This window comes from Promicromonospora sp. NPDC023805, assembly GCF_040639635.1.
Classification (GTDB): domain Bacteria; phylum Actinomycetota; class Actinomycetes; order Actinomycetales; family Cellulomonadaceae; genus Promicromonospora.
On record NZ_JBFAAH010000003.1, the window covers coordinates 80,282 to 103,882 of the forward strand.

Here is a 23,601-nt window from a genome sequence, read left to right on the forward strand (position 1 = left end):
GACTGGCTGGCGCCGGCCGAGGGCCGGGCGGCTGCGCTGCCGCATGCCGAGCGTAGGACTGGGAACGACCCCGGGCAACCACTTCTATCAAAATTCTTCAGCGAAGCATCGGTTTCTTGCAACTATGGCGCAAATTGTTACGTCGACGGCGAGCTGTCGCGGTGCCGCACCGCCAGGATCACCGTCACCACGGCGGGCAGGAGCAGGATGGCGCCCGCCGTGTTCACCGCCTGGAACCCGCCCCACGCGAGGAGCGGGCCGGCCAGGGCGGCGGCGCCCGCGCCGAAGTAGTTCATCAACGCATCCGTCGCACCCTGCAGCGGCAGCTTGACGTGCGGCTCCGCCACGGACGCCAGCACCGCCGACGACGCGATGACGCACGCCGACCAGCCGAGCCCGAGCAGCACGAGGGCCACCGCCGTGAGCACCTCGGTGTCGAGAGCCGGCCCGGCGGCGCTGTGCCCTGCGTGCGCGCCTGCATGCGCGCCGGGGCTCGCATCGCCGTCGGGCACCATCGTCGCGGCCATGAAGCCGAGGACCACCGCCGCGCCTTGCAGCACGAGCCCGCCGACCGCGACCCGCAGGGGGCCGAAACGGTCGGACAGCCACCCGAACACCGGGCTGAACGCGAACATCCCCAGCACGTGCAGGCTGATCACTATGCCCACGAGCTGCAGCGACATCCCGCCGTGCTGCATGTGCACCGGCGTCATCACCATCACCATGATCATCACGCCGTGCGCGACGGCGGTGGTCACCACGGCGAACCGCGCCCGGGGGTGCGCCCAGGCCCACCGCAGGGCGGCGAGGGCCCCGGTCCGCCTGGGCTGGGCGCTTGCGGTGTCGTCGGCCCGCTTGCCGAGCCGCCCGACGGCGGTGGTGGCGGCCGTGACCGCGCTGCCCACCGCCGCGCTCGACACCGGGTCCCGGTACAGGGCCGCGAGCACGAGCCCGGCCAGCAGGTACGCGACTATCGAGAAGAGGTACGGGCCGCCGAGAGCGGGCACGCCGAACCCGCCGCCGACCACCGCGCCGGGGGCCGCGAGGTTGGGCCCCACGACGGAGCCGACGGTGGTGGACCACAGGACCACCGACATCGTCCGGGCGCGGGTACCCGAACCCACGTTGTCCGCCGCCGCGTACCGGGACTGCAGGTTGGTCGCGTTGGCGACGCCGTAGAGCGTGAGGCCCACCAGCAGCACGACGAGCTGCCCCACGACGGCCGCCGTGACGATGAGCAGCGCACCCACCGTGGAGATGGCGTAGCCGAGCGACAGCGCCCAGCGGCGTCCGCGCACCTGGGCGAACGTCGCGAGCGGGATCGACGCGACTGCCGCGGCGAGCACACCGACGGCCTGCGCGAGGCCGGCCATGGAGGTGCCGCCGAGACTCTCCGCGAGCAGCGCGCCGACGGCGGCACCGGACGCGACCCCGACGCCCGCCAGCAGGTTGCTGAACACGAGCACGACCAGGTTGCGGCGCGCGTGCGGGGCCTCCGCGGGGGCCGGAGCAGCGGACTTCGCGGTGTCCTCGGAGACGTCGTCGGAGGCGTCCTGGGAGGTGTCCACGACGCCTTCGGCGGTGGCTGGGAGCTCGTACGGCGGTTTCTCCACGATTTCCTCTCATTGGCGCGGGACTACTGGAACGGTAGACGCCTATGGGTTGCGGAAGTCATCGGATAGTGCGGGGTGACACTGCTCCAGGAGGCCCTTCACCGTCGTCGTCCACAGGCTCGTACACAGGTTCGCGTCCTCTGAGAGCAGAAAGTTACCCACGACTCGCCGTGGAAGTACCCGTTCTCCGCGAATTCCTGCCGATCTGCTGGCAGTATGGGGCCTCGTCGTCGGGCGGGTACCGCCGCACGACGTGACCGAAGAAGGGAACCGCATGTCGCTCAACAAGTCCGAGCTCGTCTCGGCCATCGCCAGCAAGGCCGAGATCAACAAGACCGAGGCCGAGGCCGCGCTCAACGCCTTCCAGGAGGTGCTGATCGAGTCGCTCGCCAAGGGCGAGGCCGTCAAGGTGACTGGCTTCCTCTCGGCCGAGCGCGTCGAGCGTGCCGCCCGCACGGGTCGTAACCCGCGCACCGGCGAGGAGATCCAGATCCCGGCGAACTTCGGTGTCAAGATCAGCGCCGGCTCGCTGCTGAAGAAGGCCGTCGCGAAGTGACGCTTCGCCGCTGATTTTTATAGCGAGGCGAAGGCCCGGCTCCCAGTACGGGGGTCGGGCCTTCGTATGTCCGAGCCTTCGTATGTCCGGGTACAGCCGGCCGCCCTCACGCTCAGAGGTCGCCCTTGCGCTCCAGGTACTTCATCGCCACCCAGCCCATCGGCACGCGGCCCCAGTAGGTGCACAGGCGGTACAGGATGGTCGCGGAGAACGCGATGGTGGCCGGCACGCCGGCGGCCGTCAGACCGGCCGTCAGGGCGCCCTCGACACCACCCAGGCCGCCTGGGGTCGGGATGAGCGCGCCGAGTGCGTTGCCCACGAGGTTGACCAGGGCGATGTCGACCAGCGAGAGCGACTGCCCGAACGCCGCGAGGCAGCACCACAGGGCGATGATGTAGCCCAGCGTCATGATCAGGTTCCCCGCCACACCGAGCGCCAGCCGGCCGGGGTGGCTCAGCATCTGGGCCAGGCGGGGCCACACCTGCCGCAGCCTCGGCCCGATGTACCCCATGCCCCACCGCCGTACCGGCGGCACCAGCAGCGTCGCGACGACTACCACCGCTATGCCCGCCAGGGTGATCAGCACAGCGGGCGACGGCAGCTCCACGAGGGCGCCGGACCCGGTGAAGATCGACAGGGCGACGAGCAGCAGCACGGTGACGACGAACTGCGATACCTGGACCAGCGCGACAGTGGCCACTGCCATCGACATCGACACCCCGCGCTGCGTCAGCAGGCGCAGGTTCAGCGCCGCCGGGCCGATGCCCGCCGGGGCCGCCAGAGCGACGAACGAGCCTGCCGCGGCAGTGCACGTGGCTCGCCCGATCGGCACGCGGACCGGTGAGAACGCGACGAGCGTGAGGCCCGCGCCGAACCAGGTGAGGACGGCGAGCGCGAACGCCACGGCGATCCACCACGGGTTGGCTCCGCGCACGGCCTGCGCGATCTCGTTGAAGTTGATGGTGGTCACGATCACGGCGACCGCGATGATCATCAGCGTCGTGGTGAGCACGGTGCGCGCGCTGAACCGGGAGATGCGCTGCGGCTGGACGCTCGCCTCGGGCAGGCGCTCCACCAGGGCGCCGCGCAGCTCGCCCAGGAGGCCCTTTGCCCGCCGCACCTCCTCGCGGGTGGTCCGCGGCAGGGCTATCGACTGGATCAGCGGCCCGATGGCGGCGATGTCGGCGTCGGGCAACGCGCGCACCGCCGACGCGACGGCGCGCCGGGGGCCCACCCGCAGCCCGATGAGCGCGAGCATCTGCACGAGGTCGAGGCGTCGTGAGAGCGGCGGCGACGCGATGTCGCCCTGCTCCCAGCCGGTGATCCACACGTGCGGGTCGCCGTCGGCGTCGCGGTGCGTGAGCAGCACGTCCTGTGTCAGCGCGCGGTGCGTGAGGCCCGCCGCGTGGGCCCGGCCGAGCTGCTCCCAGGCCTCGGCGATGACGTCGTCGTCCACGTCGTCGTCGGGCAGGTCGCGGAGCGACAGCGCCGGGGAGGCATGCTCGAGGACGAGCGCTATCGAGTCGCCGAACTCGCCGATCCCCAGGAGCCGGGGGGTGCGGACACCGGCGGCGGTCGCCGCGTAGGACAGGAGGGCGGTGCGCTCGGCGACGGCCTTGAGCGAGATGGCGGCCCGGCCCTCGATGCCGCGCAGGCGCAGGGCCCGCCACAGGCGCGTGATGAGCCCGACGACCTGGCGGTCGCCGTCGAGCACCACCACGTCGCGGCGTACGCCGTCGTCGCAGTAGAGGGCGTACACGCGGTTGCCGTCCCCGCGACTCAGGGCGAGCGCTACCGGGTCGTCGGGCGTGGCGTCGGGCGTGCCGGCCCCGGCGGCCTCGTCGCCGGTCTGTACGGGCTGCGCCTGCACCCGGGCCAGTGACGTCGGCACGAAGCCGGCGCGGCGCACGGCGGTCACGAGGTCGGGTCCGTACGCGCGCTCGCTGCGCGTGCCCGACATGTACTGCACCGAAGACCCGGCGAGCCGGCCGAGCAGCAGCGCGACGAGCACCCCCGGCAGCGAGACCTGGCCCGTGATCAGCACGATCAGCAGGGCCGCGAACAGGAGGTTCCATGAGATGCGGACGGTCCGACGTCGCGTGGCGGGCCCTGCGACCGTGAGCATCGCCGTCAGGGCGACCGCGTACTCCGGGATGGCCAGCACGTAGCCGGTGCCGCTCTCCCATACCGACATACCGCGCACGAGCTCGTCCGAGCCGAGCTGGTGGAGCAGGACGGTAGTGAGGACACCGAGCACCAGGCCGAGGGCGGCGCCGGCAATCGACTCGATGATCTGCCTGCCCAGTCGGCGGACCGCCAGCTCGATCAGCACGGCGACCGGGGCGAACATGCTGACCAGACCCTGCAGCACCGCTACCGGGACGAACAGGATGTCGGCCAGCAGGTCGTTGAAGCTCCGGACGTCCTCGGTGACGCCCTCCGTGGTGCCGTGCGCGACCACCGAGAGGATCAGGACGCCCGCGACGCCCACTGCGCACCCGATCATCCAGACCAGCGCGCGCGGGTGCCGGACACGCTCTTCAGGCGTGTCGACGACGTCGACCAGGTCAGACCCGGCCGGCGCGGTGCGCGGAGCGTCGGACAGATCGGCACCGGCGCCAACGCGGCCGGCGCTCGAGTTGGACATGTCTCGGATTCTAAGGGCCTTGGGCCGCACATGACCGGAGGAGCGGTGGCGACACCCATTCTTGCCGGAGAATGCCAGGTCAGGGCAGTGAAGTCCCTCGTACTGCCCCGCTCGGGATCAGCGGATCCCCATGGCCTCACGCCACTCCGCGGGCACGAGGGCGTAGCCGACGAACGCCACGACGTCGAGCAGCGCATGGGCGACGACCAGCGGGATCACGCGGCGTCGTCCGTCGGGCTGGAACCTCGGCGACGTGTAGAACCACGAGAAGACGACGCCCATCACCACGTTCCCGATGAACGGTCCGATGCCCTGGTACAGGTGGTACGACCCGCGCAGGAGCGAGCTGGCCACGATGAACTTCATCCGGTTCCAGCCGAGCTCCCGCGTGCGCTCGTAGAGGTAGCCGACGGCGATCACCTCCTCGAGCAGCCCGTTCTGGAACGCGCTGAGCAGCAGCACCGGGACGGTCCACCAGTGGGTGTCCAGGGCGCTGGCCTGCACCTCGACGGTGATGCCGAGCGCACGCCCGAGGACGTAGAACGCGAGCCCCGGGATGCCTATCGCCGCGGCCAGGGCGACGCCCCAGCCGAGGTCGCGGCCCGGACGGGACCGGTCGAGGCCGAGGCTGCGGACCGCGCTGCGGCCCGGCCCGCTGAGCAGGTACAGCGCCAGCGCCACCGGGACCAGCGCGAACCCGATGCTCAGCAGCTGGTAGACGAGGTCGAGGTACGGGCGTTCGGACTGGCTCGCGTTGAGCGTGGCGGTCTGCTCGCCGAGCGGCGTATCGGCGGTGATGCGGGCCGCGATGTTGACGAGTGCGTAGACCGCCGACTGGCCCAGGCTGAGCCCGAGCACTATCCACACCTCGGCGGCGACACGACGGTTGGAGGACACGGCCCGTTTATAGCAGTCGCCGCTGGGCGCGGGCCGTGCCCACGCCCAGCGGCGGTCGCCGTCGGATCCGCTCAGGCCCGGTTCGAGGCGCGCCTGACGAAGTCCGCGAGGTCCGCTGCCTGCGCCACCCGGGACTCCGGGTGGATGTACATCATGTGGCCCGCCGGGTACACCCGGGTCTCGATGCGGTCGCGGTAGGACGCCGGGATCGCCATCTGGTCGAGGCTGTACTCGATGGCCTCGACCGGGACACCGCCGTCGTACCGGCCCATGGCGATGTGCACCTGGAGGTGCGGGTTGATGATCATCGCCGTCGCGAGCTTGTCGGCGACGTCGACGGCCTGACCCTCGAACTCCTTGTACGACCAGGGGTGCACCTGGCGGGACAGCACCTCGTAGATCGCGTCGTTCTCGTACTCGAGCTCGCCACGCAGGTAGTGGTGCAGCGCCGCCGTGTAGGGCCCGGACGTCGCGGACATGAACGGGTCGTACGGCATCTGCTCGTGGATGTAGTGGTCGGCCGGCCCGGTGAACCGGGTGTCGAGGCGGCCCGTGATCAGGCGGCGCGAGCGCAGCAGCTCCGCGTAGACGCGGGTGTGCTCGAGCCGCAGGTTGGCGCGGTCCACGTAGTCCTCGCTGAGCCCGGTCAGGGAGGCGATCTTCGTGACGGCGGCCGCGCGCTCGTCGTCGGGCACACGCGCCCCGCGGGCCAGGACCGAGGCGTACGTCTCCGCCCAGTCCCGCGCCTCGGCGACGACGTCGTCGAGCGCGCGGTCGCCGAGCAGGCCGTGGTACTGCGCCGTCGCGGCGTAGAGCGGCAGGAACAGCGGGTGCGGCAGGTTGGAGTGCTCGCCGTCGAACAGCGCCTCCATGTTCAGCGCCGGAGCCACCAGCATGACGCCGTTGAAGAACATCCCGAAGCGCTGCTGCAGGTACTCGGCCAGCGCCGCCCCGCGGGTGCCGCCGTACGACTCGCCGATCAGGAACTTGGGGCTCATCCACCGGTCGTTGCGGCTCGTCCACAGGCGGATGATCTCGCCGACCGACTCGAGGTCGCCCGTGAACCCGTGGAACGGCTTGGCCTGCTCGCCCTCTGTCGCGCGCGAGTAGCCCGTGGAGACCGGGTCGATGAACACGAGGTCGGAGACGTGCAGCAGGGTCTCCAGGTTGTCGACCAGCCCGTACGGCGGCGGGGTCAGGTTGCCGACGTCGCCCGAGTCGACCCGGCGCGGGCCGAGCAGCCCCAGGTGCAGCCAGACCGACGACGAGCCGGGGCCGCCGTTGAACGCGAACGTCACCGGGCGGCGCGTCACGTCGGCGTCGTCAAGCGTGTAGTACGTGATCGAGACCTCGGCCTTGGGCTTGCGGCCGTCGTACTTCTCGTCCTTGTGGACCTCCTGGCGCAGCACTACCCGGCCGGTCGTCGCGCTGTAGGCGAGGTCGCCCTGCGGGGTGTGCAGGGTGTGCCGCGTGGTGACGAGGTCGTCGGTGGGTTCGGGCTTCTTGGGTGGGGTCCCGGTGGACGCCGTCGTGGTCGCCTCTGGCTTGTCGGTGCTGGTGCTCTTCTCGTCGGTCACGTGGGGAACCTACCGCTCGGATCAGCGTGCCCTCACACGCATTTGCCTCCGCCTGATCGGCTGGCTCGCGCTAAACCCCTTGCGCCTCGTTGCCAACAGCTGACAAACTGGTTTGCAGGACAAACCAGTTTGGAAGGAAAGGCGATAACCATGGCGAGCGACCCGACGTCGGACAGACCTGAGGGCCAGGGAGAAGCGGCGGGCCTCGACCCCGCCGAGATGCTGCGGATGATCCAGCAGCAGCAGGAGGCGGCCCGGGACGCAACCGAGCCCGACGGCCGCGTGCTGTTCGCTGCCTGGGGGCTCGCGTGGCTGATCGGCTACCTGGCCATGTGGTCCACGGCCCGCGATACGGGCGTGCCCGCCGTCTGGGCCGGCTGGGTGCTCGCCGGGTGCATCGTCGGCGCGACGGGGCTCACCGTCGTGCACAGCGTCACCCGGACGTCCGGCACACGCGGTGCGAGCGCCCGGGTCGGCGCGATGTACGGCTGGACCTGGTTCCTCGCGTTCATGGCCTTCGGCGTCCTGATCGGCGCCATGGGTGACGCGGGTGCATCGACCGAGGTCCAGGCGATCGCCGCGAACGGTTTCGCGTGCGTGATCGTCGGCCTCCTGTACCTCGCCGGCGGCATGCTCTTCGAGGAGGTCCGGATGTACGCCATCGGCGGCTGGATGCTGGTCACGGCGGTGCTCGCCGCGTTCGCCGGGATGCCGGACACGTACTTCGTGATGGCCGTCGCGGGCGGCGGCGGGTTCCTGGTCATGGTCGCGGTGGAGCAGGTGATCCGCGCGCGGCGTCGATCATCCGGGACCGGAGAGCGGACGGAGGGCGGTGGGCGACGTGCCTGAGGAGCTCGACCCCGTCATCCACGCCCCCGCCCGCCTGCGCGTGGTCGCCTCGCTCGCGGCCCTCGGCCCCGGCGACGAGCTGGCCTTCCCGAAGCTGCGGAAGCTGCTCGACATGACCGCCGGAAACCTGTCGACCCACCTGCGCAAGCTGGAGGACGCCGGATACGTACACGTCACCAAGACCCACGAGGGCAGGACACCTGCGACCTACCTCGCCCTCACCCCGACCGGCCGCACCGCGTTCGCGGACTACCAGGCGGCGCTGATGGACCTTCTGAAGGGAGCACAGGGATGAGTGCGGTAACTGTCAGCGCCGTAGAGGTCAGTGGGGTGACCCGGCGCTTCGGCGACGTCGTCGCCCTCGACGATGTGACGCTGGAGGTGGGGCACGGCGAGCTGGTGGGCATGCTCGGCCCCAACGGGGCGGGCAAGTCCACGCTGCTCTCGCTGGTCAGCGGCCAGCGGCGGCCCGACGCCGGCGTGGTGCGCCTGGCCGGCCGCGACCCGCGCGACGCCCGGGCACGCACGGTGCTCGGCCTGACCCCGCAGGAGACGGGCCTGCCCGCGACGCTGCGGGTGCGCGAGGTCGTCGACTTCGTCGGCGGCCACTACCCCGACCCCGTGCCGACGGACGAGCTGCTGGAGCAGTTCGGGCTCGCCGACCTGGGCAAACGCCAGACCGGTTCGTTGTCCGGCGGGCAGAAGCGGCGGCTCGCCGTCGCCATGTCCCTGGTGGGCCGGCCGAGCGTCGTGCTGCTCGACGAGCCCACCACCGGGCTCGACGTCTCCGGCCGTGCCGCGCTGTGGGACGCCATCCGGGAGTACCACGCCAAGGGCGGCACGGTACTGCTCACCTCCCACTACCTGGAGGAGGTGCAGGCGCTCGCAGAACGCGTGGTCGTCATCGACCACGGCAAGGTGCTCGCCGACGACTCCCTCGAGACCGTCCTCAGCCGCGTGGGCGCCCGCAGGGTGCAGCTCACCGACGCCACGGGCACGCGGCAGGAGCACCTCGTCCCCGACTCGGACGCCTTCGTGCGGGACCTGGTCGCCTCCGGCGTCGAGTTCCGCGACCTGGAGATCCGCGGGGCCTCCCTGGAGGAAGCGTTCGGCCAGCTGGTCAACCACGAGAGCACGGAAGGAGCAGTGCGATGAGCGCGACCACGCAGAACCTGACCCAGGCCCGGACCCAGCCCTTCCTGAAGCTGTCCTGGCTGCACCTGAAGTACCAGTTCCTGGAGACCGTCCGGATCCCCATCGCGGTGCTCGGGAACGTGCTGTTCCCGTCGCTGTCCATGTTCTTCTTCGTCGTGCCGCAGACGGCGGTCGCGGGCAACCCCCTGTTCGCGACGACCGCCGTCGCCAGCCTTGCGCTGTTCGCGGTCTGCTCGGCGAGCCTGTTCACCTACGGCCTCGGGGTGGCCGAGGACCGGCAGCTGCCGTTCTACCCGTTCCTGCGGTCGCTACCGGCCGGGCCCGGTCCACAGATGGTGGCGCGCGTGCTGAACGGCGGGATCTTCTCGCTGTTCGGCGTGCTGCCGCTGATCATCATCGGCTGGCTGTTCACGGAGGCCACCGTGACACCGGGGCAGCTGCTCGGGGGGATCGGGACCATCCTCGCCGCGTCCGTGCCGTTCGTGCTGCTGGGCATGGCGATCGGGTACGCGCTCTCGGCCAAGGCGGCCCTGCCCGTCGTGCAGATCATCCTGTTCCCGCTGGCCTTCGCGGGCGGGCTTTTCCTGCCGCCGCAGATGTTCCCCGGCTGGCTCGACGCGATCTCGATGGCCACGCCGACCCGGGCCGGCCGTGACCTGCTGGTGCAGGCCACCACAGGGGCGGAGGCCTACGCCCTGGCGCTCCCCGTCCTGGCCGGGTGGACGCTGCTGTTCATCGTGCTGGCGATCGTCGCGTACCGCAACGACGAGGGACGCCGCTTCCGCTGAGCCGGCGATCGACCTACTCCGCGCGGCGCAGGCGCAGGGAGTTCAGCACCACCAGCACCGAGCTCGCCGCCATCGCTCCGCCCGCGATCATCGGGCTGAGCAGGCCCGCCGCCGCCAGCGGGATCGCCGCGACGTTGTACGCGAACGCCCAGAACAGGTTCTGCTTGATGACCCGCAGAGTCTTCCGGGACAGGCGTACGGCGCTCGCGGCGGCCCGCAGGTCGCCGCGGACCAGCGTGATGTCGCTCGCCTCGATCGCGACGTCCGTACCGGTGCCCATCGCGAGACCGAGGTCGGCCGTGGCGAGCGCGGCGGCGTCGTTCACGCCGTCGCCCACCATCGCCACCGTGTGGCCCTCGGCCTGCAGCCGGGCCACCACCGTGGCCTTGTCGGCCGGCAGCACGCGGGCTATGACGTCCGCGTGCGGGATGCCGACGGCCCGCGCCGCGACGAGGGCGGCGCCCTCCGAGTCGCCGGTCAGCAGGTACGGTCGCAGACCCAGCTCGCGGAGCTCGGCCACCGCCTGCGCCGACGTCGGCTTGGCCGGGTCGCGCAGCGCGATCACGCCGCGGGCGGCCCCGTTCCAGGCCACGGCCACCGCGGTGGCCCCCGCCTCCTCCTGCTGCCGGACGGCGGTACGCACCTCCTCCGGGACGGCCGCCCCCTGCTCGACGAGCCAGGCGGGGCGGCCCACCAGGACACGGCGGGTGTTCAGCGCCCCGCCGAGGGCCAGGCCGGAGTGCGCCCGCCGGACGAGGCCCTCGACACCGCCGCCCGCGTGGGCGATGAAGCCCGTGACCTCGAGCGGCGTCTCGGTGTCCGGCTCGCCGGCGGCGCGTCCCGCTGCGGTGATCGCCCGCGCGATGGGGTGCTCGCTCAGGGACTCGACGGCAGCCGCGTAGCGCAGCACGTCCGGGGCGTCGGTGAGGTGGTTCGCGTCGGTCTCGGCAGGCTCGACCACCGGGAAGTCAGGGGGCTCGACCGCTGTGGGCCGTCCGGCGCCCCACACGTCGACCACGCGCATGCGGCCCTCGGTGACGGTGCCGGTCTTGTCGAGCACCACCGTATCCACGCGACGCGTGCTCTCCAGGATCTCCGGCCCGCGGATCAGCACGCCGAGCTGGGCACCGCGGCCGGTGCCGACCAGGATCGCCGTCGGCGTGGCCAGCCCGAGGGCGCAGGGGCACGCGATGATCAGCACCGCGACGGCCGCGGTGAACGCCGCCTCGACGTCGCCGGTCATGGCCAGCCAGCCGGCCAGCGTCAGCACCGCCAGCACGAGCACCACCGGCACGAACACCGCGGAGATGCGGTCCGCGAGCCGCGCCACAGGGGCCTTGCCCGTCTGCGCCTGGGCCACGAGCCGCCCGATGCGGGCCAGCATCGTGTCCTCGCCCACGCGGGTCGCGCGCACGAGCAGGTGTCCCGAGGTGCTCACCGTTCCGCCGACGACGTCGTCGCCTGGCGTCACGTCGACAGGCACCGGTTCGCCGGTGACCAGGGAGGTGTCGAGGGCTGAGGTGCCCTCCACCACCGTCCCGTCCGTGGCCACGGTTCCGCCGGGGCGGACCGCGAACACGTCCCCGACCTGCAGGGCGGCGACGGGCACGGCAGCGGTGCGCCAGCCGCCGTCCGCGAGGCGCAGGGGTGTGCCGTCCGGGCCGAGCGTGATGCGCTCCGCGTCCTTGGCGCCCAGGCTCAGCAGGGCGCGCAGGGCGTCCCCGGCGCGGCGCCGCGACCGGTGCTCGGCGTACCGCCCGGCCAGGAGGAACGTGGTGACCACCGCGCCGACCTCGAAGTACAGGCCGGGGCCCGAACTTTCGCCCGCGGGCCGGAGCGTCTCAGCGACCAGTACCCACAGCGACCACAGGGTCGCCGCGAGCACGCCGATGGACACGAGCGTGTCCATGGTCGAGCTCGCGTGCCGGGCGGCTCGCACGGCGGCCGTGTGGAACGGCCAGGCGCCCCACGCGACCACGGGCAGCGCCAGGGCGGCGACCGCCCACTCGCTGCCCGGGAACGCCAGCGCCGGCACCATCGAGAGCAGCAGCACCGGGACTGTCAGCGCCGCCGAGACGCGCAGCCGGCGGAGCAGGTCGTCGCCGCGGTACTCGGCGCTGACCGCGGTGGTCGCGCTCGGCTCGCCGTCGGCCCTTGTGTCCTTGGACGTGCTCGACCCGTTCGCGGCCCGCCGCCGTGTCACCTGCGCGCCGTACCCCGCCGATTCGACGGCGTCGACCAGGTCCTGGTCGGTGACCGCCTCCGATAGCACGACGTGCGCCGACTCCAGGGGCAGGTTCACGGTGGCGGCGACCCCGTCGAGCCGGTTGAGCTTGCGCTCGACCCGGGCCACGCACGAGGCGCAGGTCATCCCGGACACGGCGAGCTCGACCTCGCCGACGAGATGCGGCGCTTCAGCGACAGTCACGGTTCTCCTGGGAGTGGGGGTGTCGGACGCGGTCGTCTTCGAGGCCTACGTCGCTCCGCTTTGAATCGGTTCAGTGCGGAGAAGCATTGACCTCGAAAGGGGGTGACGGCCGGTCGGCCGAACTTCGGAACGGTCAGGACGAGATGATCGGCAGCGACCGGTTCGCCTGGCGGGCCGGGGCCTGCGCCGCCGACTCGGCGGCTACCGCGTTCTCGAGCACCTCGACGTCGGTCACGTCGTAGCCCGCCTCGTCGACTGCGTCCCGCAGCGGTGCCTCGGCAAGGGGCAGCTTGGAGATCACGCGCACCAGCGAGGTGTCGCCGGCGTGCAGCTCGACGCTGACGTCCTGGACGTCCGGGACGCCCTTGAGCTCGTTGGTCACGGCGGACACGCAGTGCCCGCAGGTCATACCGGTCACGGCAAGCTTGGTCACGGTGGTCATATCGTCTCCTCGGATGGCGGGCTGATCGGCACGCGGCTGGTTGGTACTCACATGCGCACGAGGCGAGCGATCGCCTCGGCGGCTTCCTTGACCTTGGCGGCACCTTCGTCGTCGGACGTCTTGGCCGCGTCCACCACGCAGTGCCCCAGGTGATCCTCGACCAGAGCGAGGCTCACCGCCTGCAGGGCTTTCGTCACGGCGCTCACCTGGGTGAGCACGTCGATGCAGTACGCGTCCTCGTCGATCATGCGCGCGATGCCGCGCACCTGCCCCTCGATACGACGCATCCGCTTGAGGTACGCGGGCTTGTCGGACGCGTAGCCGTGCGGCTCGTCGTGCGAACCGGCTGAGCCGTGGTCCGGGTCGTGATGATCGTGCTGCCCGACGGCGACCACTGCCGCCTCGGTGGTCTCCGTCGCCTCGGTCATCCCTCCATCAGATACCCCGAGGGGGTAGTGAGTCAAGTGCCCAGGCTGTGGGCGACTCCTCCGGGTACTCGACTCGTGCACGCTCGACCTGCTCACGAAGCCACCCTGGCGTGTTCTCGTCGTCTCGCGGATACTTGCGCAGGTCTTGGACGAACATGATCGACGCGGGAAAGTCGCTCCACGCGGGCATCTCGTCGTAGTTGAACGAGACATCAACTTTCCCTCGGCCTTCCTGCCGCGTCACGGTCAATTCCATCGAGAACCAGGTGCCCGTACCCGGCCGGTACAGGACATCCCGAAGTTCATCGATGAGTTTGCTCGTGTCGCGTGGAGGAAGAAGAGATCGATCCTCACCTGACGGTCGAGTGATCCCAAGCTGGATTTCGTCGTAGGGGGCAAGGCTTCGCACTGTGAGCAGCAGAGAATCCCAGTCGCCTCCACCCGACGCTTCGAGCGCAGTGTCTCGTGCAATCTCTTGAACCAGCTGCCCCTGGCGAACCATCGGCGGGTTCACGATGTGTGGGATCACGATCTGCGGGCTCGTGCTGGATCTGCCTGCTGCCCCACACCGGCGGAGTATGCCCGTGCGAGCGCCTCGACGGCGACGGCGAGCACGGCGTCACGGACCGGGGCGCCGAGGAGGTCGTCGCGCACGGCACCCGGCGCGGTGAGCGCGGCGTCGTACGGCAGCCCCAGATCGTCCGGGACCCGGTGAGCCCTGCGGTACAGCCAGGCCGTGTCGATCCCGACCAGGAGGGCGCCGGGCAGCCCGGCGGCCGCCCGCTGCGCGAGGTGCAGACCCTCCGGGTGCCACGGTGCCACCACCAGAGGCACGGCGCCCGGCGCGCGGGTGGGCGTCTCGCCCGGCAGCAACGCGGTGGCCCTGACGCACTCGACCGAGACCTGGGCCGTGCTGGGTGCTGCCCACGCCCAAGCGTCCGGCGGGTTGCCTGCGCGCTCGGCCAGCGTGCCACCGGTGTGGTCGATCAGGGCGACGCGACCCGGCCGCGCTCGTGCGACGACCCGGGCGACGAGGGCGGCGAGCGTGGTGGCACCCACACCGCCCGCGACGCCCGCGACAACGATGCGCGCGGTACGCGGACCCAGGTCGGCGGCGAGCCACTGCTGCGCGGCGAGGTCGTTCGGCCGGGCCGTCATCTCACGAGGCACGGTTGCTCCCATCTGCCGCGGTGGCGGGCGGCGCTGTGGCGTGCCACGGACGCCCCACCTGGACCAGCACGGGACGTTCGCCACGGCGGGCCCACACACCCCGGCCCGGCGGGAGGTGCTCGGCGCGGACGCCCGGGAACAGCTGCCCCTCGGACCGCTCACCGGACATGACGAACCCGCTGGCCCCGATGTCCCGCAGAGCCTGCAGCACCGGGTCGTACAGCGCGCGGGACGCGCCAGCGACCGGGCGGGCGATGATCACGTGCAGGCGCAGGTCACGCGCTGCGGGCAGGTACCGGAGCAGGGGCCGCAGGGGATCGGTGCCGCCCGAGGAGAGGATGTCCTCGTCGTCCACGACCACCACTATGCGGGGGCCTTCGACTCCCGTGCCGCGCGGCGCGCTGCCGAGCGACTGCGTCCGCTTCTCCAGCTCGACGGCCACGGTCGCCGACAGCTCGAGAGCCTTGACGGGGTTGGTCGCGAGCCCGCCGATGTACTCGTCGTCCGGGACGACGTCGGCCACGGACCCCCGCATGTCGTACAGCGCCAGCGTGAGCTCGTCCGAGGTGTGCCGGTCGGTCAGGGCCGTGACCAGGGTGCGCAGGAGGGTCGAGCGGCCGCTGCCCGAGTCGCCCAGCACGAGCAGGTGCTGGTCCCTGTTCTCGAGGTCCAGCAGCGCCGGCTGCATGGTGTCCTGACGCAGGCCGAAGGGCAGCCGGTCGGGCTCGTCCAGCGGGTCCGGCAGATCGTCGGCCGACAGGTCGTCGGGCAGCATCCGGATGGGCGGCGCGGCCGGGCCCGCCCACGCCTCCGCGGAGAGCCGGGCCAACGCCTCCACGCCGTCGCCCACCTGTGTGTCCGCCTCGTCCGACCCGCCGGGCGCCCCCAGCAGCGGGAGCGCCACCTGCGCGAACAGCTTGTCGTCGGTCAGCACCCGGCCCGCCTGCGCGGCCCGGATCGTGCCGTTGAGCTTGCGCGCGATCGTCGAGTCCGCCGGGTCGTTGAGCCGCAGCTCCACCTTGGTGCCGATCAGGTTCTGCTGCGCGGACCTCAGGTCGTTCCAGCGTCCCGTCGCCACGACCACGTGCATGCCGAACCCGCCGCCGCGCTGCAGGAGCTCGCCGAACCCGTCCTCCAGCTCCTCGAAGTCCTGACGCAGCAGCCCCACGCCGTCCACCAGGAGCACGACGTCGGCCGCGGGCAGCTCCGGGATCCCGCCCGCGGCGTGCCGCGCACGCAGCATCGCCAGCGAGTCGATCCCGTACCGGGCGAATGCCCGTTCGCGGGCGGCCAGCATGCCGAGCAGCTCCTCGAGGAGCCGCCGCAGCTGGTCCCGTCGGGACCGGGTGGCGACCCCGCCCACGTGCGGGAACCCCTCGATGCGGGCCAGCCCGCCGCCGGCGAGGTCCATCCCGTAGACCGCTACCTGCTGCGGGGTGTGCGTGAGAGCGAGGCCCACGGCGACCGACCACAGGAACGTCGTGCGACCGGACTGCGGTGCGCCGAGCGCGACGACGTGCCCGCCCGCCCGGGTCAGGTCAAGCTCCCACGTCCCCTGCCGCTGGCGGGCCGGATCGTCCAGCAGCCCGACGGGCACGGCCAACGGGCGGCCGCGCACCGCGCCGCTCCCCAGCTCGTCCGACGTCGGTACGCGCGTCCGTCCCAGCACGTCGCCGAGAGTGACCTGGGCGGGCAACGGTGCGAGCCACACCGGCCGCGCTCGTGTGCCGGCGGCCGCGAGCTGCGCCACGATGACGTCGACCATCGGCCTCTCGACCGACGGCCGGGCCAGCTCCGGCTCGCCGATACCCGATCCGGCAGCAGCGATCCCGTTGGCCCGTCGGATGTCGTTGTACTGCCCCAGCAGCAGCGGACGGCGCAGCTGGTCGTCCGGCTCCGGCGCCGAGCCGGCCGCCTCGACCGGCCCGGACACGTAGCCCGCGCGGAACCTCCGGTACACGCTCGTGTCGACCTTGAGGTACCCGAACCCCGGCACCGCCGGCAGGTGGAACGCGTCGGGGGTGTCCAGCACCATCGACGACTCCGCCTCCGAGAAGGTCCGCAGCCCGATGCGGTACGACAGGTACGTCTCCAGGCCACGCAGCCGCCCGGCCTCGATCCGTTGGCTCGACAGCAGCAGGTGCACGCCGATCGACCGCCCGATCCGGCCGATCATGAGCAGCAGGTCCACGAACTCCGGCTCCGCCGTGAGCAGCTCACCGAACTCGTCGATGACCAGCAGCAGGTGCGGCAGCGGTTCCAGGTCGGGGCGCTGGCGCCGCAGCTCGCGGTAGTGGGTGATCGACGGCGAACCGGCGTCGCGCAGCACCTGCTGGCGGCGCAGCACCTCGCCGGAGAAGCTCGCGCGGGCCCGCTCGGTCAGCCCGGCGTCGTCGGCCAGGTTGTCCAGGATCCCGGCCACATGGGGCAGGCCCTCGAACGGCGCGAACGCGGCGCCGCCCTTGTAGTCCACGAGGATCATCGCCAGATCCTCGGGCGGGTGGGATGCCGCGAGCGAGGCGACGAGCGTGCGCAGCAGCTCGCTCTTGCCGGAACCCGTGGCGCCGACGCACAGGCCGTGCGGCCCCATGCCGAGCTGGGCGGACTCCTTGAGGTCCAGGAGTACGGGCGCGCCGTCGTCGTCCATGCCGATCGGCACGCGCAGGAAGTCCCGCGGCGACCGCGACCCCCACAGCGCGGGGACGTCCAGGTGCGTGACGTCGTCGACGCCGAGCAGCTCGTCCGTGCGCGCAGCGCGTTCGGCGGACGGGGAGCCGTCGGCGGACGACACGCTGAGCCGCACCGGGGCGAGGGCGTGTGCGATCCCCCGTAGCACCGCGGCGCTCGGGGCGTCCGGAGCCGCGCGGACCGTGGGCGGCGCCTGGGCGGCCAGGCCGTACCGCAGGTCGTCGACGACGAGCTCCACGCCGCCGTCCGACCTGCTCGGCGAGCCTGCCGCGCGCGCCGTGATGCGCAGCGCGGTCTCCGAGGGTTCGTGCAGCCGGTTGGACACGAGATGGATCACGGTGACGCCGAGGTCCGCGAGGCCCAGCGCGACGTCGGGGGTGCCGAAGGGCTGGGCGGTCTCGCCCCACCCGTCGACGACGACGATCAGCCGCGGACCACGATCGGCAGCCCCGGGCCCCGACCGGCGGTGCGCCTCCGCGGCGCGGGCGGCGCGGCCCTCCAGGTCCGCGGCCAGCAGACGGCGCAGGCCGATCAGGTCGGGCGCGATGCGTCGCACGGCGGCAGGCCCGTCGAAGGTCGTGTCGTCCACGACGTGGGGCAGCAGGTCAACCCCGCGCCAGTCGGCCAGCCGGTCCGGCGGGGCGACCAGGGCGACGCGCACGTCGTCGGGGGCGTGCAGGGCAGCGACCTGAGCGAGCATCGCGTGCACGACGTCGAGGGTCTCCGCGCGCGTGCCCACGACCGCGACGTCGCCGACGCTGTCGAGCGGGACCACCACGGGGACGTGGCGCAGACGCGAGTGGCGGTCCACGACGCTCCGCGCCTCGGCCAGCAGCATGGGGTCCGGCGGCTCGGCCGGGCTGTCGGTGAGCGGCATGGTGAGACCGGGACGCGGCACGTCGCCGACACCCACGCGTACCTCCAGGAAGTCCGGGTCCCAGCGCCGCCGTTCCCACAGTCGGGCCGGGTCGCGGACGACGTCGAGCAGCGCTGCCGGGGCCGGGTGCACCGTGTGCGCCTCGGCGCGGGCCGCGTGCTCTGCGGTGCGCAGGTCGGCGCGCAGCGTCTCCAGATGGTCCAGGTAGCGCTCGCGCTGGTCGTGTCGGGTACGGGTGGCGTTGCCGCGCTGGCTGAGCGCCGTGCCCAGCCCGCCGACCAGGGCCACGACCAGCACGACGAGCGCGACCAGCACCATCACCGGGTTGTTGCGCAACACCAGCATCATCGTCATCGACGACACCGCGCCGACCAGCGGCAGCAGCGCCTGCAGGGGCAGCCCGGCGACGTTGCCGCTGCCGACGGCGGGTGGTGTGGCCAGGGTGCGCTCCGGCGGCGGCGCGAGCGGGCGCACGGTACGGGCGGGGCGGTGCACGATCCGTTGTGTCATGCAGACCTCGCCTCGGTGAGCAGGTGCGCGGCCGTCTTCGCGACGGCGGCGCGGGTCTGTGCGTCGAGCTGCGGCAGGGGCGTGCCGAGCGACCGTGCCGCGGCGAGGTCGTGCGGCACCATCAGGGACCCGGGCCGCGCGGTGTGCACGAAAGGCGGTTCGCCGGGGGCCACCCCCACCAGTACGAGCACCACCGGGGCATGGGGAAGCGCGCCCCGGAGGCTGTCGGCCAGGGTCCGTCCGGCGGCGAACGCCCCGGCGTCGGTCCGGGCGACGACGGCGGTCACGTGCGACTCGGCGGCGAGCCGAGCGGCGTCGTCGGGGGTGCGCCGTCCGGCATCGGTCACGACCACCTCGAAGAACCGCCCCAGAGCCGCCGCCGCATCGGTCCAGACCGAGAGGTGGGGCGGCCAGCCGGACGCGCCGGCGAGATGCAGACCGGGCCGGGCCTCTCGTGTCGCCGCGTGGGCGTCGGCGAGGGACCGGACGGGGGTGCCGTAGGCGACGTCGTCGAGCGCCGGGGCATCGTCGAGCCCCAGGCGCGTACGCAGGGCGGACGGCCCGCCGGCCGCGTCGAGTGCCAGGACGGGCCCGGTGCGCCGCCGCGCGAAGGTCAGGGCGACCGCAGAGGCGAGAGTGGTGGTCCCCGTGCCGCCGTCTGCTGCCAGGAACGTGATGCGCCGGCTGGTGCCCACCGGCGCGCGCACGGCGGTGTCCCAGGCGGCGGCGTCCTGGGCGAACCGGCCGGCTCCGCGCAGGACGGCGCGGATCGTGTCAGCGGTGCCTGTCTCCATCAGAAGACCCTGAGCAGCAGCTCGTAGACATCGAACACGCCGAGCACCGCCGGCACCACGACGAGCATCGCGAACAGCTCCAGCACGTCCCCGGCCCGGCGCCAGCGCGCACGTTGCTGCGCGTTCGGCGTGCGAGACACCATGAACGTCACGAGCAGGGCCAGGGCACCGAGGACGACGGCGGTGAGCGTGGGCCGCCCACCCAGAGCGGCGAGGGTGCCGATGACCGTCGAGGCCGCCACCGCGCCCCACAGGGAGGCGACCTGGGCGGTGAGCGGTAGCGGACGCACGCGGAGGGCCGCGACGAGGAGCACGGCGATGCCGAGCAGCCGCGACCAGCCCGTCGGGGTGGAGAGCAGGACTGCCGCGGCGAAGGCGAGTGCGATCCCGGTGGCGACGGTCGTCCAGGTCAGGGCACGGTAGGCCTCCTCCAGCGAGGGGACAACCACCTGCCGGTCAGGGGTGTCGCCCTCGAGCGTGGCGTCGTCCAGGCGGTGCACGCCCGACGTGTTCAGCGCGACGGCGGGCAGCACCCCCAGGAGGACCGCGGCGACCGCTGCGACGACGGCCGCGGCCCGGTCGGACCCGAGGTCGAACCCGACCGGGACCGAGGCCAGGAGGACCAGGCCGATGCCGGTTCCCGCGCCGGCGAGCATCCCCCGGCTGCGGTGGGAGACGCCTGCGGCCCACAGCGCACAGCAGGCGACGGCGAACGTGACGATCCCGGCGAGCTGGAGCGCCGCCCTGTCCGGGACGGGACCGACCAGGTCCGCCACGGGCGGGAGCGCGGCGACCGCGAGGCCGAGCGCCGGGCCAAGGCCCGCCGCCGCTGAGCCGGCCGCCAGCCGGAGCCAGGCGCCGCGCTCGCGGCGGCTGCGGGCGCGCGGGGCGGAGGCGCTGAGGACCAGGAGCACCAGAATGATGATGCCGAGCAGCCCTGCGGCGGCGCTGTCCGGCCCGGCGTCGTACGCGGGGACGATCCCGGCCGCGCCGGCGATCAGGCCGACGCCGACGGCCCCGGTGGCACGGCGAGCACGCTCGTCCCACTGTCCGGGCAGGTCGGCGAGCACGTCGGTCGCCGCCTCGGTGACGTCGGCGATCTCGGCGGGCGGCGGTGCGTCCTGGGTATGGACGATCCGGAGGATCTCGCCGTCCGGCAGGCCGAGGGCGTCGAGGTCACGGGAGACGTCGAGCTGGTCGCCGGTGTGCCGCACCAGGGTGACCGCTCCCTGTCCGGGCGGCTCTGCGACCAGGTCGAGGATCTGCGGGAGCAGTACTGCGAGCTCCTCGTCGGACGGCAGCACTATGTCGCCGCGGCGGGCGGAGCCCACCACCGTGACGCGGGTGAAGCGGCTCACTGGCCCAGTCCTCCGAGGTTGTGCTGCACGAACGAGTACCCGGCACAGCCGGCGCACGCCACGGCGGCGAGCACGATGCTGCCGATCAACCGCTTGACGTTGTCGGAGACGTTCCGCCGCCCGGCGAGCTCCCCGTGCAGAAAGGCGGAGATGAGGCGTGCGCGACGGGTCTCGACGGATTCGAGCAGCTGCCGGTCCGGATCACGCGCCATCAGTGGCCACCTCTCTGAGCGGGATCTGCGGCGTGTTGCCCAGGTTCGGCCGGCTGGGCTTGCGGGGTCTGTTGAACCTGCTGGGGTGATGCCGGGGTCGCCGGGGTTGCCGGGGCGGGCGTCGACGTCGCGAGGAGAGTCGACGTCGCGACGGGTGCCGGCGGCGTCGGACGGCGCTGCGCGAGGCGGACCGACACGACCCCGGCGCCCGGCCAGCGGCCCGGTCCGGGTGGTGTGCCGACGAGCCCGTCCACGTAACGGGTCCGGGTCAGCAGAGCGCCGGGCGTCCCGCCGGTCTGCCGGAAGGCCCGCACCAGGAGCACGGCGACGCCCGCGACGAGGACGAGGCCGAACGGGACGGCGAGGGCGGGCGGCCAGACGCCGACGGCACCCAGCAGGACGGGCACGGCCGCCAGGACGACGAGTCCGACGTCGAGGGCGGCGGCCAGCGTCCGGTCGCTGCTCTTCGCCGGGGCGAGGCTCGCCAGCAGCGTGGACGTGACCGGTCGGGAGTCGACGGCCGGGGCCTCGCACCTGTCGCACCGCGGCGCACCCGGCGCGAGCACCGCACCGCAGGCGCCGCACGAGCCGATTGCGGCATGTCCTGTCACGGTGGCGCCTTCCCCCTGGTTCCGGCTGTGGTTCCGATGTGCCGGGTATGTCTTGGCTTGGAAGATTCTGGCACGTCGGGCGAATTTTCTGGACGAATCTCTCACCGGGGTGGCTGGGGCTCAGGTCGGGTGGTGCTCATCGACGGCCGTCCTGCGGCACGCAGGTACCGCCGATCAGGTCTGTCAGCGCTTGGCACACCCGCACGCCGGTCGCCCCGGCTTCGTCCCAGGGCGCGTACGCCTGGATCCACACGGGCTGGGCGTCCGGGGAGACCCGATGCTCAGGGTCGGCCACAGACCTGGCCACGTGATGTCCGGGGAGTAGGCGCCAGATCTCGTGCGGTGATCCGAGGGCGGACTGCTGCTCCATGGACAGAGCGACCTGTTGGTCGCCGTCGACGACCTGGATGATCGCGCCGTCGACGGTCCAGCGGACGCGCAGCGCGGGGTCGACGCCTTGCAGACTGTCCATCAGGTCGTCCTCGGTGACCATGCGTGGCATCAGCATGGTGATCTCACGGGGCATACGTGCTCCCTTGTTCGTTCATGTGGGCGGCGGCCGGTGACCGCCATCGACGACCATCGGGGCGTAAAGCTCGGAACCCGGTGCGCCGAATTTTTCCTCGAGGAGTTGACGAGCTTCGGCCTCCGAGACCTCTCGCAGGTCTGTGTCACTGAACCCCTTCAGCGACCTCTCAATCGTGATCGTAAAATGCCATCTTCCGTCACTCTTGAACACTGCGTCCCCTGTCATGTCGTCCTCGCGCTCACGTCGGAAGAGACCTGTGTCGAGGCGGGTTCCGTCGGGGCGCACATAATAGGAGAAGTAGAACTTGGCGGTAGGTCGTGACTGTTGCGCTCGCCAGCGATCAAGTTCCTCATCGGTTGTACCGGCGGTTCCAAGAACGACAAATTCATCACCGTTCTTCGGGACGGCAATGGGGCCGGCCAGGAACTGGTCGAACACGTTTCCGGACTGCAGGTACTCTGCCGTGTTCCAGTTCACGATCCACACATCGTCGTGATCGACGATGCCTGGGACGCTAAACTCGCCGTCGAAGATCGCCATCCGCTTTCCCGACTTGGCTTCGAGCTCCATGAGTGCTCGCTCGGCGACCCGCCGGGCTTGTTCCTCCGTGATCACAATTACCACTAGGGTTCGGACTCAAGAAAGAACGGCTGTGACACGGCGCCCCCCGTGCAACTTCTTGCTGTCGATTGGTGCATGCGTCAGCCCGTTTCGTTCACTGTCGGAGCGTGGACCAGTGAGGCGTCACCGAATGTTTCCTGGAGAAGCTGCGCGCCTTCCGCCTCCGAGATTTCCCGAAGGTCGATATCAATGTATCCCTTCAAGGACATCGAGATGTCGCTCGTGGAATGCCACTTCCCGTCACGCTGGAAGACCGCGTCCCCTGTTACATCGTCCTCACGCTCGCGCCGATAGAGCGCGCGGTCCAGCGTCGTGCCGTCAGGGCGGATGCTGTACGAGCGGAAGAATTTCGTCGCCACCTTCGCCGAATCCTCCGGGTACTCGACTTGTGCTCGCTCGACCTGCTCGCGAAGCCAACCTGGAGTGTGCCCCTCGTCCCGCGGATACCTGCGCAGGTCCTGGACGAACATGATCGACGCCGGAAAGTCGCTCCACGCGGGCATCTCGTCGTAGTTGAACGAGACATCAACTTTCCATCGGCCATCCTGTCGCGTCACGGTCAATTCCATCGAGAACCAGGTACCGATACCCGGCCGGTGCATGACATCCCTAAGTTCCTTGACGAGCTTGCTCGTAGCGCGTGGAGGAAGTAGAGATCGATCCTCGCCGGAGGGACGAGCGATCCGAAGCTCGGTCTCTCGATACGGGGCAAGGCTTCGCACTGTGAGCAGCAGAGAATCCCAGTCGCCTCCACCCGACGCTTCGAGCGCAGTATCTCGTGCAATCTCTTGGATCAGCTGCCCCTGGCGAACCAGCGGCTTCGCTGGTGCATGGTCGGGCATGTGGCGCTC

At 71.7% G+C, this 23,601-nt stretch carries 22 protein-coding genes; 5 read left to right on the forward strand and 17 right to left on the reverse strand.

Features of this window, described 5'->3' with window-relative positions; genetic code table 11:
- Positions 1-137: 137 nt before the first annotated feature.
- On the reverse strand, positions 138-1,613 hold the full coding sequence (locus tag AB0F70_RS05215; RefSeq protein ID WP_357444207.1) for an MFS transporter: 1,476 nt from the start codon (positions 1,611-1,613) through the stop codon (positions 138-140).
- Positions 1,614-1,887: 274 nt separating this feature from the next.
- Here AB0F70_RS05215 and AB0F70_RS05220 point away from each other — a divergent pair, with 274 nt between their 5' ends.
- The gene (locus tag AB0F70_RS05220; protein ID WP_116673175.1) at positions 1,888-2,169 is read left to right on the forward strand and encodes an HU family DNA-binding protein; all 282 of its coding nucleotides are present in this window, start codon (positions 1,888-1,890) and stop codon (positions 2,167-2,169) included.
- Between the two features lie 112 nt (positions 2,170-2,281).
- On the opposite strand, the gene AB0F70_RS05225 is transcribed toward AB0F70_RS05220, so the two are convergent.
- The 3 genes from AB0F70_RS05225 to AB0F70_RS05235 all read right to left on the reverse strand — a co-directional run bounded on the left by AB0F70_RS05225 (position 2,282) and on the right by AB0F70_RS05235 (position 7,290).
- Positions 2,282-4,816: a lysylphosphatidylglycerol synthase transmembrane domain-containing protein gene (locus tag AB0F70_RS05225; protein ID WP_357444210.1), complete on the reverse strand. Its 2,535-nt coding sequence runs from the start codon at positions 4,814-4,816 to the stop codon at positions 2,282-2,284.
- 117 nt (positions 4,817-4,933) lie between these two features.
- On the reverse strand, positions 4,934-5,713 hold the full coding sequence (locus tag AB0F70_RS05230) for a CPBP family intramembrane glutamic endopeptidase (RefSeq protein ID WP_357444212.1): 780 nt from the start codon (positions 5,711-5,713) through the stop codon (positions 4,934-4,936).
- Positions 5,714-5,784: 71 nt separating this feature from the next.
- Entirely contained in the window at positions 5,785-7,290 is a 1,506-nt protein-coding gene (locus AB0F70_RS05235; protein ID WP_357444214.1) for a peptidase S10, read from the reverse strand.
- Positions 7,291-7,440: 150 nt separating this feature from the next.
- On the opposite strand from AB0F70_RS05235, the gene AB0F70_RS05240 reads away from it, so the two are divergent.
- Genes AB0F70_RS05240 through AB0F70_RS05255 form a run of 4 tightly spaced genes read left to right on the forward strand, consistent with a single transcriptional unit; the run spans position 7,441 to position 10,082 of the window.
- Positions 7,441-8,139, forward strand: a complete 699-nt coding sequence (locus AB0F70_RS05240; RefSeq protein WP_357444216.1) for a hypothetical protein — start codon at positions 7,441-7,443, stop codon at positions 8,137-8,139.
- Positions 8,123-8,434, forward strand: a complete 312-nt coding sequence (locus AB0F70_RS05245; RefSeq protein WP_357444218.1) for a transcriptional regulator — start codon at positions 8,123-8,125, stop codon at positions 8,432-8,434. Before AB0F70_RS05240 ends, AB0F70_RS05245 begins: the two co-directional genes overlap by 17 nt.
- The gene (locus tag AB0F70_RS05250; protein ID WP_357444221.1) at positions 8,431-9,294 is read left to right on the forward strand and encodes an ABC transporter ATP-binding protein; all 864 of its coding nucleotides are present in this window, start codon (positions 8,431-8,433) and stop codon (positions 9,292-9,294) included. Before AB0F70_RS05245 ends, AB0F70_RS05250 begins: the two co-directional genes overlap by 4 nt.
- Complete coding sequence (locus AB0F70_RS05255; RefSeq protein ID WP_357444224.1) at positions 9,291-10,082, forward strand: ABC transporter permease; 792 nt, start codon at positions 9,291-9,293, stop codon at positions 10,080-10,082. The genes AB0F70_RS05250 and AB0F70_RS05255 overlap by 4 nt, the downstream gene beginning before the upstream one ends.
- Before the next feature lie 13 nt (positions 10,083-10,095).
- Here AB0F70_RS05255 and AB0F70_RS05260 read toward each other — a convergent pair whose 3' ends face one another.
- The 13 genes from AB0F70_RS05260 to AB0F70_RS05320 form a co-directional block, all read right to left on the reverse strand.
- On the reverse strand, positions 10,096-12,510 hold the full coding sequence (locus tag AB0F70_RS05260; RefSeq protein ID WP_357444227.1) for a heavy metal translocating P-type ATPase: 2,415 nt from the start codon (positions 12,508-12,510) through the stop codon (positions 10,096-10,098).
- Positions 12,511-12,643: 133 nt separating this feature from the next.
- The gene (locus tag AB0F70_RS05265) at positions 12,644-12,952 is read right to left on the reverse strand and encodes a cation transporter (protein WP_116673181.1); all 309 of its coding nucleotides are present in this window, start codon (positions 12,950-12,952) and stop codon (positions 12,644-12,646) included.
- Between the two features lie 47 nt (positions 12,953-12,999).
- A complete protein-coding gene (locus AB0F70_RS05270) occupies positions 13,000-13,380 on the reverse strand; it encodes a metal-sensitive transcriptional regulator (RefSeq protein ID WP_357444231.1) in 381 nt (126 codons plus the stop codon).
- Positions 13,381-13,387: 7 nt separating this feature from the next.
- Entirely contained in the window at positions 13,388-13,909 is a 522-nt protein-coding gene (locus tag AB0F70_RS05275) for a hypothetical protein (protein ID WP_357444234.1), read from the reverse strand.
- Complete coding sequence (locus AB0F70_RS05280; RefSeq protein ID WP_357444237.1) at positions 13,906-14,550, reverse strand: hypothetical protein; 645 nt, start codon at positions 14,548-14,550, stop codon at positions 13,906-13,908. The genes AB0F70_RS05275 and AB0F70_RS05280 overlap by 4 nt, the downstream gene beginning before the upstream one ends.
- Positions 14,540-18,625: a type VII secretion protein EccCa gene (gene eccCa, locus AB0F70_RS05285; RefSeq protein ID WP_357444240.1), complete on the reverse strand. Its 4,086-nt coding sequence runs from the start codon at positions 18,623-18,625 to the stop codon at positions 14,540-14,542. The genes AB0F70_RS05280 and eccCa overlap by 11 nt, the downstream gene beginning before the upstream one ends.
- Positions 18,622-19,419, reverse strand: a complete 798-nt coding sequence (locus tag AB0F70_RS05290) for a hypothetical protein (protein ID WP_357444243.1) — start codon at positions 19,417-19,419, stop codon at positions 18,622-18,624. The genes eccCa and AB0F70_RS05290 overlap by 4 nt, the downstream gene beginning before the upstream one ends.
- Entirely contained in the window at positions 19,419-20,777 is a 1,359-nt protein-coding gene (locus AB0F70_RS05295) for an EsaB/YukD family protein (RefSeq protein WP_357444246.1), read from the reverse strand. Before AB0F70_RS05295 ends, AB0F70_RS05290 begins: the two co-directional genes overlap by 1 nt.
- Positions 20,774-20,989, reverse strand: coding sequence for a hypothetical protein (locus tag AB0F70_RS05300; RefSeq protein WP_357444249.1), 216 nt, complete (start codon positions 20,987-20,989; stop codon positions 20,774-20,776). Before AB0F70_RS05300 ends, AB0F70_RS05295 begins: the two co-directional genes overlap by 4 nt.
- Positions 20,989-21,600, reverse strand: coding sequence for a hypothetical protein (locus AB0F70_RS05305; RefSeq protein WP_357444252.1), 612 nt, complete (start codon positions 21,598-21,600; stop codon positions 20,989-20,991). Before AB0F70_RS05305 ends, AB0F70_RS05300 begins: the two co-directional genes overlap by 1 nt.
- A 136-nt stretch (positions 21,601-21,736) precedes the next feature.
- The gene (locus tag AB0F70_RS05310) at positions 21,737-22,126 is read right to left on the reverse strand and encodes a hypothetical protein (RefSeq protein ID WP_357444255.1); all 390 of its coding nucleotides are present in this window, start codon (positions 22,124-22,126) and stop codon (positions 21,737-21,739) included.
- 18 nt (positions 22,127-22,144) lie between these two features.
- Entirely contained in the window at positions 22,145-22,699 is a 555-nt protein-coding gene (locus AB0F70_RS05315) for a YrhB domain-containing protein (RefSeq protein WP_357444258.1), read from the reverse strand.
- A 131-nt stretch (positions 22,700-22,830) separates the two neighbouring features.
- Positions 22,831-23,592, reverse strand: coding sequence for a hypothetical protein (locus AB0F70_RS05320; RefSeq protein ID WP_357444261.1), 762 nt, complete (start codon positions 23,590-23,592; stop codon positions 22,831-22,833).
- Between the last annotated feature and the right edge of the window lie 9 nt (positions 23,593-23,601).

What these genes read in the sequence shown, in the direction of transcription:
- AB0F70_RS05270 (WP_357444231.1), bottom strand. Translation starts at nt 13,380, where the DNA reads ATGACCGAGGCGACGGAGACCACCGAGGCGGCAGTGGTCGCCGTCGGG.
- AB0F70_RS05290 (WP_357444243.1), bottom strand. Translation starts at nt 19,419, where the DNA reads ATGGAGACAGGCACCGCTGACACGATCCGCGCCGTCCTGCGCGGAGCC.
- AB0F70_RS05300 (WP_357444249.1), bottom strand. Translation starts at nt 20,989, where the DNA reads ATGGCGCGTGATCCGGACCGGCAGCTGCTCGAATCCGTCGAGACCCGT.
- AB0F70_RS05240 (WP_357444216.1), top strand. Translation starts at nt 7,441, where the DNA reads ATGGCGAGCGACCCGACGTCGGACAGACCTGAGGGCCAGGGAGAAGCG.
- AB0F70_RS05250 (WP_357444221.1), top strand. Translation starts at nt 8,431, where the DNA reads ATGAGTGCGGTAACTGTCAGCGCCGTAGAGGTCAGTGGGGTGACCCGG.
- AB0F70_RS05265 (WP_116673181.1), bottom strand. Translation starts at nt 12,952, where the DNA reads ATGACCACCGTGACCAAGCTTGCCGTGACCGGTATGACCTGCGGGCAC.
- AB0F70_RS05320 (WP_357444261.1), bottom strand. Translation starts at nt 23,592, where the DNA reads ATGCCCGACCATGCACCAGCGAAGCCGCTGGTTCGCCAGGGGCAGCTG.
- AB0F70_RS05315 (WP_357444258.1), bottom strand. Translation starts at nt 22,699, where the DNA reads ATGGAGCTCGAAGCCAAGTCGGGAAAGCGGATGGCGATCTTCGACGGC.
- AB0F70_RS05255 (WP_357444224.1), top strand. Translation starts at nt 9,291, where the DNA reads ATGAGCGCGACCACGCAGAACCTGACCCAGGCCCGGACCCAGCCCTTC.
- AB0F70_RS05220 (WP_116673175.1), top strand. Translation starts at nt 1,888, where the DNA reads ATGTCGCTCAACAAGTCCGAGCTCGTCTCGGCCATCGCCAGCAAGGCC.
- eccCa (WP_357444240.1), bottom strand. Translation starts at nt 18,625, where the DNA reads ATGACACAACGGATCGTGCACCGCCCCGCCCGTACCGTGCGCCCGCTC.
- AB0F70_RS05225 (WP_357444210.1), bottom strand. Translation starts at nt 4,816, where the DNA reads ATGTCCAACTCGAGCGCCGGCCGCGTTGGCGCCGGTGCCGATCTGTCC.
- AB0F70_RS05310 (WP_357444255.1), bottom strand. Translation starts at nt 22,126, where the DNA reads ATGCCCCGTGAGATCACCATGCTGATGCCACGCATGGTCACCGAGGAC.